Annotated in this window: 12 protein-coding genes; 5 read left to right on the top strand and 7 right to left on the bottom strand. The window is 64.1% G+C overall.

Features of this window, described 5'->3' with window-relative positions; translation table 11 throughout:
• Nucleotides 1-35: 35 nt before the first annotated feature.
• Nucleotides 36-845, bottom strand: a complete 810-nt coding sequence (locus I6F33_RS28900) for a hypothetical protein (RefSeq protein WP_225144841.1) — start codon at nucleotides 843-845, stop codon at nucleotides 36-38.
• A 184-nt stretch (nucleotides 846-1,029) separates the two neighbouring features.
• Nucleotides 1,030-1,539 carry an OsmC family protein gene (locus tag I6F33_RS28895; RefSeq protein WP_036002314.1) on the bottom strand — a complete coding sequence of 170 codons (510 nt, stop codon included), beginning with the start codon at nucleotides 1,537-1,539 and terminating at the stop codon, nucleotides 1,030-1,032.
• A gap of 242 nt (nucleotides 1,540-1,781) precedes the next feature.
• Between I6F33_RS28895 and I6F33_RS28890 the strand changes: the two genes are divergently transcribed.
• Both I6F33_RS28890 and I6F33_RS28885 read left to right on the top strand, forming a co-directional pair.
• Nucleotides 1,782-4,571, top strand: a complete 2,790-nt coding sequence (locus I6F33_RS28890; protein ID WP_225144840.1) for a [protein-PII] uridylyltransferase — start codon at nucleotides 1,782-1,784, stop codon at nucleotides 4,569-4,571.
• A 33-nt stretch (nucleotides 4,572-4,604) separates the two neighbouring features.
• Nucleotides 4,605-4,790: a hypothetical protein gene (locus I6F33_RS28885; protein ID WP_036023964.1), complete on the top strand. Its 186-nt coding sequence runs from the start codon at nucleotides 4,605-4,607 to the stop codon at nucleotides 4,788-4,790.
• Between the two features lie 8 nt (nucleotides 4,791-4,798).
• Here the strand turns inward: I6F33_RS28885 and I6F33_RS28880 are convergent, their stop codons facing one another.
• Nucleotides 4,799-5,329 (bottom strand): methylated-DNA--[protein]-cysteine S-methyltransferase, encoded by a 531-nt coding sequence (locus I6F33_RS28880; RefSeq protein ID WP_225144839.1) that lies wholly within the window; start codon nucleotides 5,327-5,329, stop codon nucleotides 4,799-4,801.
• A gap of 72 nt (nucleotides 5,330-5,401) precedes the next feature.
• Between I6F33_RS28880 and I6F33_RS28875 the strand changes: the two genes are divergently transcribed.
• Entirely contained in the window at nucleotides 5,402-5,785 is a 384-nt protein-coding gene (locus tag I6F33_RS28875; RefSeq protein WP_081494490.1) for a DUF1304 domain-containing protein, read from the top strand.
• Nucleotides 5,786-5,919: 134 nt separating this feature from the next.
• Nucleotides 5,920-7,143, top strand: coding sequence for an ABC transporter substrate-binding protein (locus I6F33_RS28870; protein ID WP_036002328.1), 1,224 nt, complete (start codon nucleotides 5,920-5,922; stop codon nucleotides 7,141-7,143).
• 129 nt (nucleotides 7,144-7,272) lie between these two features.
• Here I6F33_RS28870 and I6F33_RS28865 read toward each other — a convergent pair whose 3' ends face one another.
• On the bottom strand, nucleotides 7,273-7,698 hold the full coding sequence (locus I6F33_RS28865; RefSeq protein ID WP_036002330.1) for a DUF1330 domain-containing protein: 426 nt from the start codon (nucleotides 7,696-7,698) through the stop codon (nucleotides 7,273-7,275).
• Between the two features lie 170 nt (nucleotides 7,699-7,868).
• On the opposite strand from I6F33_RS28865, the gene I6F33_RS28860 reads away from it, so the two are divergent.
• The gene (locus I6F33_RS28860; protein WP_036023971.1) at nucleotides 7,869-10,079 is read left to right on the top strand and encodes a transglycosylase domain-containing protein; all 2,211 of its coding nucleotides are present in this window, start codon (nucleotides 7,869-7,871) and stop codon (nucleotides 10,077-10,079) included.
• Nucleotides 10,080-10,403: 324 nt separating this feature from the next.
• On the opposite strand, the gene I6F33_RS28855 is transcribed toward I6F33_RS28860, so the two are convergent.
• The 3 genes from I6F33_RS28855 to I6F33_RS28845 all read right to left on the bottom strand — a co-directional run bounded on the left by I6F33_RS28855 (nucleotide 10,404) and on the right by I6F33_RS28845 (nucleotide 13,729).
• The gene (locus I6F33_RS28855; protein WP_036023974.1) at nucleotides 10,404-11,243 is read right to left on the bottom strand and encodes a M48 family metallopeptidase; all 840 of its coding nucleotides are present in this window, start codon (nucleotides 11,241-11,243) and stop codon (nucleotides 10,404-10,406) included.
• Nucleotides 11,244-11,460: 217 nt separating this feature from the next.
• The gene (locus I6F33_RS28850) at nucleotides 11,461-12,789 is read right to left on the bottom strand and encodes a polyhydroxyalkanoate depolymerase (protein WP_036023987.1); all 1,329 of its coding nucleotides are present in this window, start codon (nucleotides 12,787-12,789) and stop codon (nucleotides 11,461-11,463) included.
• A gap of 121 nt (nucleotides 12,790-12,910) precedes the next feature.
• Nucleotides 12,911-13,729, bottom strand: a complete 819-nt coding sequence (locus I6F33_RS28845; RefSeq protein ID WP_036002338.1) for an ABC transporter permease — start codon at nucleotides 13,727-13,729, stop codon at nucleotides 12,911-12,913.
• Between the last annotated feature and the right edge of the window lie 205 nt (nucleotides 13,730-13,934).

Here is a 13,934-nt window from a genome sequence, read left to right as displayed (position 1 = left end):
CTTCTCGCGACGTCGCGTCGCGCATATCCGTAGTCTCACGGCATCGGCCGCGTGCGGCGCAAGGCGCGCCGTCCTATTCTCCACAGCGTCAGATTCCATGCCGCGCAGGTTGCGAGCGCGAGGCACAAGCCGGCGGCGGAGCCGAACCACACGACTGCAACGTGCAGGACCGCAATCGCCATGCCAAATCCGAGCAGGCCCCAGGCGGAGTTGGCGAGCACGGCAGCGGTCGGCGGTCCACCGATGCGCGGATGCAGGATGACCATGATGCTGGAGAACACCACGGGAAAGAGTGCAATGATGCCGCTGATGCGCGGGCCGACCCAACTCGATGTCGAAACCACGATGGCGACAAGGGTCGCAACCAGCGCAGCGCGCATCGGCACATCGTACCAGCGGCGCGTCACCAGCGGCATCTTCGCATGGCGATAGCGCGCGAGCAGTGGAATGCAGATGCCGAACGCGATCAGATTGGCGGCGAGCCCCGCGGCGAGCGACCAGTCGAACTGGCGGATGATCGAGGCCATCCCGATCCATACCGCGAAAGCGCTTCCGCAGCTCACCACGAGAGTGTGCCGCTGCGACAGCACAACGTAAGTGAGGCACATCAAGATCGTTGCCGCATTGACCGGCAGGCTCGCCAGCGCGCCCTGGGCGACGAACGCGGCGTCATGATCGATCGCAAGGAAGACGTAGGACGGCCCGGCCGAGACCGGCAGGGTCGCGATCAGCGCGCCGATCACGGGTCCCGAGCGTTCGGTGATGATCGATGCCGTCACCACGAACGCCGCCGCGATCGCCATGCGCAGGAGCAGGAAGAGGAGGAAGTGGAGGTCGAGGGACATTTTATCTGTCATTCCGGGGCGCGCGAAGCGCGAGCCCGGAATCCATAACCACAGGCCATGGTGGCTTAAGAGCTAGGAGCAACGACCGTCCGAAAATCCCGACGGCCGGGGATTATGGGTCCCGGGCTCGCGCCAAGCGGCGCGCCCCGGGACGACACCAATCGGTGGAATGACGACCTGCGTCTTACATCCTTTGCATCGACACCGAAACCTTCGGGCCGTTCTTGATGGTCTGATAGACCACGCAATACCGCTCGGTGAGCTTGAGCAGCAGATCGAGCTTGTCCTGCGGCGCTGACGTGTCGACCTCGAAGCGCAGGCGGATCTCGGCGAAGCCGACCGGGGTCTCCTTGTCGATGCCGAGCGTGCCGCGGAAATCGAGATCGCCCTCGGCGTAGACGTTGCCGGTCTTCAAGGGCACCTCGATCGCGGTCGCGACCGATTTCAGCGTGACGCCGGCACAGGCGACCAGGGCTTCGAGCAGCATGTCGCCGGAGCAAAGCTCGAGGCCGGAACCGCCTGTGCCCGGATGCAGGCCGGCCATCGCGATAGCGCGGCCGGTCTCGACCTTGCACGCAATGCCTTCGCTATCGGTGGAGCCCTTGGCCTTCAGCGTGATCAGCGCAGCCTTGGGATCGGTCTTGTAGCGCTCCTTGATCGGGGCCTGCATCTGGCGCAGCTCTGCAGCGTCCATCTTGTTCTCTCCCGGGGATATCGACGAGCGGTATAGAGCGCGATTGGTTTTGTGTCAGCCCATGATTGGTGGAGGCAGTCATGACCAGCCGGGATCCAGGAGAAAAATCTGAGCACATTCATGACGTTACCCCAGGCGCCGATATCGGTATCGAAGCCGATTCATCTGCATGGCGAAACTCGCCGGTCGTCCCTTGCGAATGTCTCGTGACAGCGCCTGTCACCTCTTATATCCGGTAAGACATGGACAGCGTCGCGACTGAGCAGAAGCCACAGGTGGACGAGCGCTTCGATACCGCGCGGATCACCGCCGCGGTCGATGCGCTTGCCGAGAAGCACGAGGGGCGCGAGGACGCGTTCCGCACGGCGATGGCGCTATTGCTCAAGGCGGAGCTGATCGCGGCGCGCGCCGCCGCCCAGGCGATCCTTCTGAAGGACCGCCACGGCCGCCGCTGCGCCGAGCGGCTGTGCCACGTGCAGGACGAGATCATCCGCATCCTGTATTCGGCCGCGACGCGCCATCTCTACCGCTCGCCGATCCCGAGCGGCGCCGAGCGCATGGCGGTGGTGGCGACCGGCGGCTACGGCCGCGGGCTGATGGCGCCGGAATCGGACATCGATCTGCTCTTCATCCTGCCCTACAAGCAGACCGCCTGGGGCGAGCAGGTCGCCGAAGCCATTCTCTATTGCCTCTGGGACATGGGGCTGAAGGTCGGCCACGCCACGCGATCGGTCGATGAATCGATCCGGCAGGCGCGCGGCGACATGACGATCCGCACCGCGATCCTGGAGACGCGTTTCCTGACCGGCGACAAGCCGCTCTACGACGAGCTGGTCGAGCGCTTCGACAAGGAGGTGGTGCAGGGCACCGCGTCCGAATTCGTCACCGCAAAGCTCGCCGAGCGCGAGGAGCGCCACCGCCGCGGCGGCCAGTCGCGTTATCTGGTCGAGCCCAACGTCAAGGACGGCAAGGGGGCCTTGCGCGACCTGCACACGTTGTTCTGGATCGCCAAATACGTCTACCGCGTGCGCGATACCCACGAGCTGGTCGCGCGCGGCGTGTTCGACGCGCAGGAATATCGCAGCTTCCGCCGCTGCGCCGACTTCCTCTGGTCGGTGCGCTGCAACCTGCATTTCTACTGTGGCCGCGCCGAGGAGCGCCTCTCCTTCGATCTCCAGCGCGAGATCGCGATACGTCTCGGCTACACTTCGCATCCGGGCATGCAGGACGTCGAGCGCTTCATGAAGCACTACTTCCTGGTCGCCAAGGAAGTCGGCAACCTCACCGCCATCCTCTGCGCCAAGCTCGAGGACCAGCAGGCCAAGCCCGCGCCGGTGCTGAGCCGGGTGATGGCGCGGCTGCGACCGAGCGCGGTGAAGCGGCGCGTCCCGGACAGCGACGACTTCATCGTCGACAACAACCGCATCAACGTCGCCGCGCCCGACGTGTTCAAGCACGACCCGGTTAATCTGATCCGCATCTTCCGCCTCGCGCAGAAGAACAACCTCGCCTTCCATCCGGATGCGATGCGCGACGTGACGCGCTCGCTCGGCCTGATCAACGCGGGCTTGCGCGAAAATCCCGAGGCCAACCGGCTGTTCATGGAGATCCTGACCTCCGACAATGCCGAGATCGTGCTGCGGCGGATGAACGAGACCGGCGTACTCGGCCATTTCATCCGCGCCTTCGGCAAGATCGTCTCGATGATGCAGTTCAACATGTATCATCACTACACCGTCGACGAGCACCTGATCCGCTGCATCGGCTTCCTGCAGGACATCGAGCGCGGGGGCATCGAGGAGTTCGCGCTGGCGAGCGACCTGTTCCGCAAGACCCGGCCCGAGCACCGCGCGGTGATCTACATCGCAACGCTGCTGCACGACGTCGCCAAGGGCCGTCCCGAGGACCACTCCATCGCCGGCGCCAAGGTGGCGCGGCGGCTCTGCCCGCGGCTCGGCTTCAGCCCGGCCGATACCGAGCTCGTGGCCTGGCTGATCGAGGAGCACCTGACGATGTCCACGGTCGCGCAGTCGCGCGACCTCTCCGATCGCAAGACCATCGAGAATTTCGCTGCCGTGGTGCAGTCGGTGGAACAGATGAAGCTCTTGACCATCCTGACCACCGCCGACATCCGCGGCGTCGGGCCGGGCGTGTGGAACGGCTGGAAGGCGCAGCTCTTGCGCTCGCTATACTACGAGACCGAGCCGGTGCTGACCGGCGGCTTCTCGGAGGTCGACCGCGGCAAGCGCCTCGCCGCTGCGCACGCCGAATTCCGCATGGCTTTCGCCGAATGGCCGAACGACGAGCTCGACGCCCATATCGGCCGGCACTATCCGGCCTACTGGCTCAAGGTCGAGCTGCCGCGCAAGATCCGCCACGCCCGCTTCGTCCGCTCCAGCGAGCAGGCCGGCCACAAGCTCGCGATCAATGTCGGTTTCGACGAGGTGCGCGGCGTCACCGAGCTGACGATCTTCGCCGCCGACCATCCCTGGCTGCTGTCGATCATCGCCGGCGCCTGCGCCTCGGCCGGCGCCAACATCGTCGACGCCCAGATCTACACCACGACCGACGGCCGCGCGCTCGACACCATCTCGATCTCGCGCGAATACGACCGCGACGAGGACGAGGGACGGCGCGCCACGCGCATCGGTGAGATGATCGAGGACGTGCTGGAGGGCAAGCTGCGCCTGCCCGAAGTGGTGGCGCGGCGCACCGTGCGCAGCAAGGCGAAGCCTTTCGTGATCGAACCAGAGGTGACGATCAACAACCAATGGTCCGATCGCTACACCGTGATCGAGGTCTCCGGGCTCGACCGGCCCGGCCTGCTCTACGAGCTGACCACCGCGATCTCCAAGCTCAATCTCAACATCGCCTCGGCCCATGTCGCGACCTTCGGCGAGCGCGCGCGCGACGTGTTCTACGTCACCGACCTCCTGGGCGCCCAGATCAACGCGCCGACGCGCCAGGCCGCGATCAAGAGCGCGCTGACCCATGTGATGGCCGGCGACAAGGCGGTGCAGCCGGCGGCTTGAACCAGCCTCGCAATCCCAAAAGGCTCAGCCGCAATGACTGATTACCTTCCGGTCGAATCTTACATAATCCAGCGCCTCGAACAGGGCGGATGGCGTGTGATCGAACGGCGCGCTGACCTAACAGACATTCCGATCGCCGACTTTGTTTCGCTTCGAGACGCAGAGGAATGGGTTGACTGGAAACAGGGGGATCCGCGCATTAACCCGAACAGCATCTGAGCTGCGCGTCAAATCTCCACCCCCTCATGCCGCAGCAGCCACCTCTTTCGCTCCAATCCACCACCATACTTCACCAGCGAACCGTCCGCTCCGATCAGGCGATGGCACGGGAGCACCACGCTGATCGGATTTGACCCGTTGGCGTGGCCGACGGCGCGGATCGCCCTGGGCATGTCGATCTTCGCGGCGAGCGCGCCGTAACTCATCGTGGTGCCGGTGGGGATCTGCGCGAGCGCGGTCCAGACTTTTTGCTGGAACGGCGTGCCGGCGATACGCCATGCGATGCTCTGGAGCTGACCGAGATCACCGTCGAAATAGCGCGAGAGTGCGGTCCGCATGTCCGACGGCGCAGGCTGATCACGCAGATCCACTGTGCCATAGTGCAGGCGCAACAGATCGCGCATGCGGTGCTCGTAGTCTTCCCAGTCGAGCGCGCGCAGCTTGCCCTCGGCATCGGTGACGAGCAGCGCAATCCCGATCGGCGTCGCCAGGTGGTCGAGACCGAAGCGTTCAGGCACCTTGGTTGATCGAGCGGACATTGCGGCACCAGCAATCGAAACACATCGATCGCACTTGCCACGGCGGCCGTGCTAACGTCCACCCGAAAGCTGATGCTTTTGGGGGAGCTCACCTTGATCCTGATCGCCAATATCCTGGTGGCGCTGGTCGCGGCGCTGCACGTCTTCTTCCTCGTCCTGGAGATGTTTCTCTGGGACAAGCCGCTGGGCCTGAAGGTGTTTCGGAATTCGCCCGAGAAGGCCGAGATCACCAGGGTGCTGGCCGCCAATCAGGGTCTCTATAACGGCTTCCTCGCGGCCGGCCTGGTCTGGGGCCTGTTCCACGGCAACCCGGCCTTCGCATTCCAGATCAAGGTGTTCTTCCTGCTCTGCGTGATCGTGGCCGGCGCCTATGGCGCGGCGACCGTCAGCACGCGGATCCTGATCGTGCAGGCGCTGCCGGCGGCAATCGCGCTGATTGCGATGTTTCTCGCCTGAGACGCTACGGCGCGGCGCCGCGATCCTTGCGCTGCGGCGAAGCTTCCTCCACAATCTTCGGCAGCGATGGCGACCGTTGCAATCAACGGAGAAAGACCATCGACCTAAAATTCCGTCAGGAGGAACGAACCAACATGAACAATCGCAGAGCCTTCCTAGCTGCCACGGCGGCGTTCGCCGTCGCAGTCTCGACCAGCCAGGCCCTCGCCCAGAAGAAATACGACACCGGCGCAAGCGACACCGAGATCAAGATTGGCCAGACCGTGCCGTTCTCCGGCGCCTATTCGGTCTACGCCAATATCGGCAAGACCCAGGCCGCATATTTCAGGATGATCAACGATCAGGGCGGCATCAACGGCCGCAAGATCAACCTGATCCAGTATGACGACGCCTATTCGCCGCCGAAGACCGTCGAGCAGGTGCGCAAGCTGGTCGAGGGCGACGAGGTCCTGTTCACCTTTCAGCTGATCGGCACAGCCGCGAACGCCGCCGTGCAGAAGTACCTCAACGGCAAGAAGGTACCTCAGCTGCTGGCCTCGACCGGCGCCGCGCGCTTCAACGATCCGCAGAACTATCCTTGGACCATCGCTTACAATCCCAACTATGTGTCCGAGGGGCGGATCTACGCAAAATACATTCTCGCCAATCACCCCAACGCCAAGATCGGCGTGCTCTACCAGAACGACGACATGGGCCGCGACTATCTTGCCGGCCTCAAGAGCGGCCTCGGCGACAAGGCCAACATGATCGTCGGCGAGGTGTCGTATGAGGTGACCGACCCCACCGTCGACTCGCAGGTGGTGAAGCTGAAGTCGATGGGCGTCGACCTGTTCTATAACGCCTCGACGCCGAAATTCGCGGCGCAGGCGATTAAGAAGCTTGCCGATCTCGGCTGGACGCCGGTGCACATCCTCGACATCAATGCGAGCCCGATTTCGGCGACGCTGAAGCCGGCAGGCCTCGACATCTCCAAGGGCATCATCTCGACCAATTACGGCAAGGAGCCGAGCGACCCGCAGTGGAAGGACGATCCCGGCGTGAAGGCTTTCTTCGCTTTCATGGACAAGTATTTCCCGGAAGGTGACAAGCTCAACACCATCAACACCTACGCCTATTCGGTCGCCGAGCTCTTGGTGCAGGTCTTGAAGCAATGCGGCGACGATCTGACGCGTGCGAACATCATGAAGCAGGCCGCCAATATCAAGGGCTACACGCCGAGCCTGGCGCTGCCCGGCATCAAGATCAACACCGGGCCGAACGACTACCGCGTCAACAAGCAGATGCAGATGATGAAGTTCAACGGCGAGCGCTGGGAGCTGTTCGGACCGATCATCGAGGACACCGGCCCGTCGGGCTAGAACGCATCTGCCTCTGCGACGTCATGCCCGGGCTTGTCCCGGGCATCCACGTTCTTGGGGCGTCAAGGAAGCCGTGGATGGCCGGGTCAAGCCCGGCCATGACGATCGAGAGAGCCTCCTACTTGGCGTTCAGGTCGGTATCTCTCCAAAGTTCTTCCCGACCGGCAGCACGGCGTGCCGGATCAGCCGCGAATCCTCCACCGCGGCCTGGCGGTGCTTCACCGCCTCACGATAGACGGGGTCGCGGATCATCTCGACGAAGGCGGCGACGGTTGGATATTCGGCGATGAAGCAATGGTCCCAGCGTTCCTCCTGCGGGCCGATCAGCATCAGCTCGAATTTGCCCTGCCAGACGATGCGGCCGCCGAGCCGTTCGAACACCGGGCCGCTTTCGCGGCCATAGGCCGCATAGGCTTCCGCGCCGCTCGCCTTGCGGCCGTCGGGATAGGCCGCCTCTTTGCGCAGGCGCACCAGGTTGAGCATGTGGATCGGGCCCGGCCGATCGTTCTCCCGGAATTGCGCGAAGATCTCCTTGGTAGGATCGATATGGCCCATGGCGCTCCCTCATCTTATTGATACGAGCGATCCTAGCCTTGCGGCCCCGGAAGCGGAACTGCGGCCGGCGAATGCCGCATCTCCTAATCGTGCGTTAACGCCGGGGTAACCCGGCCTTAAACAGCGACCGCTAGCATCTCGGCGGGGCGGGCTGACCGGGCGTTTTGCGTATGGCGTGGGGAAAGAAAAAGGGTGCGCGGAAGGAGCCGCTGTTCGGCTTGCCCGCGGCGCTCGCCGATCTGCGCCTCACGCCGGCAGACCGCGTTCCCGGCGGCGACGACAAGCCGAAAAAATCCGCGAAACCATCCGCCAAGCGCAAGAGCGAGGATGCCGGCACCGAGCCGCCGCGCGAGCGCAAGGCGCCAGCCGGCCGCAGCGGCGCCAAGCGTCGAGCGAAGTCGCGTGGCGGGTTCGGTCTCGGCCGCCTGGTCTATTGGGGCGCGGTGCTGAGCCTGTGGGGCGTCATCGCGGTGATCGGCGTCGTGATCTATGTCGGCGCGCATCTGCCGCCGATCCAGTCGCTGGAGATCCCGAAGCGCCCGCCAACGATCCAGATCGTCGGCATCGACGGCAGCATTCTGGCCCAGCGCGGCGAGATGGCCGGCGCCAATGTCGCGCTGAAGGATCTGCCGCCGTATTTGCCCAAGGCGTTCATCGCGATCGAGGATCGCCGCTTCTATTCGCATTTCGGCATCGACCCGGTCGGCATCCTGCGCGCGCTCGTCACCAATTTGCTCCATCGCGGCGTCTCGCAGGGCGGCTCGACCTTGACGCAGCAGCTCGCGAAAAACCTGTTCCTGACCCAGGAGCGCACCATCCGGCGCAAGCTCCAGGAGGTGGAGCTCGCGATCTGGCTGGAGCGCAAGCATTCCAAGGACGAGATCCTGGAGCTTTATCTCAACCGCGTCTATTTCGGCTCCGGCGCCTACGGCGTCGAGGCGGCAGCGCAGAAATATTTCGGCAAGTCGGCGAAGGCCGTGACGGTCGCGGAAGCCGCGATGCTGGCCGGCCTCGTCAAGTCGCCGTCCCGCCTTGCCCCGAACCGCAATCCGGAAGGTGCCGAAGCGCGGGCCCAGATCGTGCTCGCGGCGATGGCGGATGCGAAGTTCATCACCGACGCGCAGGCGAAGGCCTCGATCGGCCATCCCTCCTACAACGTGAAGCCGGCCGGCGCCGGCACGGTGAACTACGTCGCCGACTGGATCGGCGAGGTGCTGGACGATTTGGTCGGGCAGATCGACGAGAGCATCAAGGTCGAGACCACGATCGATCCGAAACTGCAGAGCGTGGCGGAAGCCGCCATCATCGACGAGCTCGCGGCCAAGAGCGTGAAGTTCAACGTCAGCCAGGGCGCGCTGGTGGCCATGACGCCCGACGGCGCGGTGCGCGCCATGGTGGGCGGGCGGAACTATTCCGACAGCCAGTACAACCGCGCGGTCACCGCAAAACGTCAGCCGGGCTCCTCGTTCAAGCCGTTCGTGTACCTGACCGCGCTCGAGCAGGGGCTGACGCCCGACACCATGCGCCAGGACGCGCCGATCGAGGTCAAGGGCTGGCGTCCTGAGAACTACACCCATGAATATTTCGGCGCGGTGACGCTGACCCAGGCGCTGGCGATGTCGCTCAACACCGTCGCGATCCGTCTTGGCCTCGAGGTCGGGCCGAAGAACGTGGTGCGCACCGCACACCGCCTCGGCATCTCCTCCAAGCTCGAGCCCAACGCCTCGATTGCGCTCGGCACCTCCGAAGTCTCCATGGTCGAACTGGTCGGCGCCTATGCGCCGTTCGCCAATGGCGGCCTCGCCGTGGCGCCGCATGTCGTCACAAGGATCAGGACAGTCAGCGGCAAGCTGCTCTACATGCGCCAGGCGGAGGAGCGCAACCAGGTCATCGACCCCCGCCATGTCGGCATGATGAACGCGATGATGCGGGAGACGCTTGTTTCGGGCACTGCCAAGAAGGCGGAGATCCCGGGCTGGCCGGCGGCGGGCAAAACCGGCACCAGCCAGGATTATCGCGACGCCTGGTTCATCGGCTACACCGCGAGTCTCGTCACCGGCGTCTGGCTCGGCAACGACGACAACTCGCCGACCAAGAAGGCGACCGGCGGCGGCCTGCCGGTCGAAGTCTGGTCGCGCTTCATGAAGGCCGCGCACGAGGGCGTGCCGGTGGCGGCCTTGCCGAGCTCACCCGGCGGCTGGGGCCTGTCGAACCTCGCGCAGGCGGCCTCGCAGGTGTCGCCGCCGACGCCCGCGGCACCGCCACAACCGAACGCCGGCGGCTATCGCCCGCCGCCTCCGACGCGCGCCAATGTCCGGCCGGAAGCGGCGGCGGGGCTCGATGGCTGGCTGATGGATCGGCTGTTCGGCGGGAATCGGTAGTTGTGGGTTGGGACCCTTCGGGCCTCAAAGCACAAACTGCGAAAACAACCCCATGCACAGTAGAAGACGAGGTCCGGCGCGATGCGCGCTGGATGCTGCGAAGCGGTTGATGCGCCGGGATTAATCAGGCAAGCGGCGCAATCGTCGCGAAGTGTGGCGAGAATGGAGCGGTGATGCCTGCCCACTCTCTCCTGTCATTCCCCGCGAAGGCGGGGAATCCAGTACTCCGAGGCATCGAGATTCATAACGGCTGCTGCGGCGTACTGGATCGCCCGCCTTCGCGGGCGATGACAGCGCTGGGAGCGCGGCCTGATCTGCGAGGAACTAATCCTCGACGCCATACCGGTGCAGATCATTCCCGTACGTGTCGAGCCACTTCTTGGCGCGCTCCATGGACGGGCAGACCTTGCCGCAGACGCGCCAGAAGCGCGGCGAGTGGTTCATCTCGACGAGATGGGCGACTTCGTGCGCGGCGAGGTAGTCGAGCACGAAGGGCGGGGCGAGGATCAGCCGCCAGGAGAACGACAGCGAGCCGGCCGAGGTGCAGGAGCCCCAGCGGCTGGACTGATCGCGGATCGAGAGGCGCTTGACCCTGACCCCGAGCTCGGCCGCGTAGACCTCCGCCGAGCGCTGCAGGTCGCGGCGCGCCTCGCGCTTGAGGAAATCGCTGACGCGCCGATCGACATGCTCGAGGCCGCCGGCGACGCAGAGAATGCGCTCACCGCTGTCACGCACCTCGGTCCACACCGTGCCGCGGGTGCCGGCGCGATGAACGATGCGATGCGGCGTCCCGCGCAGCGGTATCACCGTGCCCGGCTGGAACGGTGCGGCCTTCGGCAAGCGGCCGAGGCGCGCTGCGATCCACGCACCGTGACGCTGTGCGAAGTCCTTGGCCTCCGCAAGCGTGCCGCGCGGCGGCATGGTGAGGATGGCTTCGCGGTCGCTCGGATGGATTCGGAGCGTGTAACGGCGCGCGCGGCGGTGCCGGCGCAGCCGAATCGCAAAAAATTGCGATCCGTGGGTGATGACGAGGGTCTTCGGTTCGTGGGGCCTACGATAAAGGAGTGCGCGGGTGGCCATGTCTGTCAGTCCGGGGGGCAGGAGGGCGCCCGGATTCTGCCATAACCGCCGCCATGGGAAGCGCTCGGCGCAAAAACAAATCATTTGCCCAATATACAGCGGTCAGGCGTCCGGGAGACCCTACAGACTGGGGTTGGAACCGGCTTTTTTCGCCCCCGCTGGACGCATGCAACACCCCCAAGGGGTGAGGGCAGACTCACTCCTATAAAGCTACCTAAATACCGCGAATCTGGCGTGGAGTTGCGCCCGCCGGAGGCCGCGACAGGGGCCGAAATTTCGACGGGAAAGCCGAAATTCGAGATTATTCAGCCGCAAGCGCCTGCAACGAAGCAGGATTCGCAGCCGAAACCATGAAGTCGTGAATCCGTGGCACGATCTCCGATTTGAAACGCGATCCATTGAACACGCCGTAATGTCCGACGCCCTTCTGGACGTAATGAACGCGGCGATGATCGGGAATCGCGCTGCACAATGTGTGCGTCGCCTCGGTCTGACCGAGACCGGAGATGTCGTCGTTCTCGCCTTCGACCGTCATCAACGCGACGCGCTTGACCTTGGAAGGATCGACGCGGGTTCCGCGATGGGTCATCTCGCCCTTCGGCAACGAGTGCTTCACGAACACGGTGTCGACGGTCTGCAGGTAATACTCGGCCGACAGATCCATCACCGCGAGATATTCGTCGTAGAAGTCGCGATGCTTGTCGGCGAGATCGCCGTCGCCCTTCACCAGATGGGCAAACAGCTGCTTGTGGGCATCCATGTGCCGGTCGAGATTCATGCTGATGAAGCCGTTGAGCTGCAAGAATCCTGGATAGACGTCGCGCATCATGCCCGGATGCGGGAACGGCACTTTGGTGATGACGTGGTTGCGGAACCAGTCGATGCCGCGCTCCTGGGCGAGATTGTTCACCGCTGTCGGATTGCGGCGGGTGTCGATCGGGCCGCCCATCAGCGTCATTGAGGTCGGCACGAACGGATCGCGCCGCGCTTCCATGATCGAGACCGCCGCGACGACGGGCACGGAGGGCTGGCACACCGCCATCACGTGGGTGTTGCCGCCAAGCACATGCAGCATCTCGATGACATAGTCGATGTAATCGTCGAGATCGAAGCGGCCTTCGCTCAAGGGCACCATGCGGGCATCGGCCCAGTCGGTGATGTAGACCTCATGCGCCGGCAGGAAGGCTTCGACCGTGCCGCGCAGCAGCGTCGCATAATGGCCGGACATCGGCGCCACGATCAGCACACGCGGTTGCGGACTGCGCAGCGGACGGGCGAACTTGCGGTCGAAGTAGAGCAGCTTGCAGAACGGCTTTTCCCAGACCGAGCGGATCTCGACGGGGACCCGGATGCCGTTGACCTCGGTGTCGTTGAGACCCCATTCCGGCTTGCCGTAGCGGCGCGTGGTGCGCTCGAACAATTCGCAGGCCGCGGCGACCGACTTGCCGACCTCGGTGCGCGACCAGGGATTGAGGGGGTTCTGAAACAGCAGCTTGGTCGCGTCGGTGACCGCACGCGCCGGATTGAGAGAGGCGTGCGCCATCTCGTACATCCAGTACATCGGCGTCGTCAGGGCCGGACTGCCTTCTGCCGCCAGGGGCGGTGCGCCGCCGAACTCACCAATAGGCATCGTCATATTCCTCTTCGCATCGCAGCATACTGCCGAATGCGTAATATTGCGTCAATGCATGGTTCCGTACATCTACGTGCCGAAAACCGCCAAATCAGCCTGAATCCACGGGAAAGTGACTTTATTCACCGCCCGACAGCAGCGAGCCGTGCCGCTTTGCGCTGCGCAAAAGGGCAAGGAATGCCCCAAAAGATGCAACCAAAAGGACGGCGTTGATGAGCAACGCCTCCATCATCAGATCGCTCCTAAAGGTCTGCTCGATCAGCAGCGCGCGCATGCCCTCGAAGGCATAGGTCGGCGGCAACGCCCAGGCGACGTATTGCAGCCACACCGGCAACACGCTGACGGGGTAGTAGACGCAGGCAAGCGGCAGGATTGCGAACATCAAGGTCCAGACGATGCTCTCGGCGCCGAGGCCGTTACGCACCACGAGGCCCGAGACGAAGATGCCGACCGACCAGCTCGTGAAGATCAGATTGCAGAAGAACGCGATCAGGGGCAGGCCGAGGGCATAGATGTTGAAGTGAAACAGGAACAGCGCGAGCAGGGTCATCGGAATGATGCCGATCGCAAGCCGGATCAGGCTCATGACCATGAGCGCCAACAGAAACTCGATCGGCCTCAAGGGGCTCATCATGAGATTGCCGAGGTTGCGCGCCCACATCTCCTCCAAGAACGAGATGGAGAAGCCGAGCTGGCCGCGGAACAGGATGTCCCAGAGGATGACGGCGCCGATCAGCGTGCCGCCGGCGCGCGCGAAGAAATTGGCGTTCTCGGCGATGTAATACTGGAGAAAGCCCCAGGTGATGACCTGCAGCGCCGGCCAATAGAGCAGCTCGAGCAGCCGCGGCCAGGACGACAGCAGCAGATACCAATAGCGCAGGATCATCGCGCCGATGCGGTGGAGCGAGATGCCGCGGTGGAGGGAGAGCTCGGTCATGGCCGTACCCCGTGGCCGGGATGGAAAGTGTCATCCCGGGGCGCGACGTAGTCGCGAACCCGGGATCCATAATCACAGGATTGAATTTGGCGAAGACTCGGATTTACCAGTCTCGCCTCACAGCTGCCGCCTGTGGTTATGGATTCCGGGCTCGCGCTCCGCGCGCCCCGGAATGACGTCGCTCCATTGAAGTTACGATTACAGC

It is taken from the genome of Bradyrhizobium sp. BRP20, assembly GCF_020194215.1.
Classification (GTDB): domain Bacteria; phylum Pseudomonadota; class Alphaproteobacteria; order Rhizobiales; family Xanthobacteraceae; genus Bradyrhizobium; species Bradyrhizobium yuanmingense.
The sequence above is the reverse complement of the archived record's forward strand: the minus strand, read 5'-3'. Positions and strand labels throughout refer to the sequence as shown.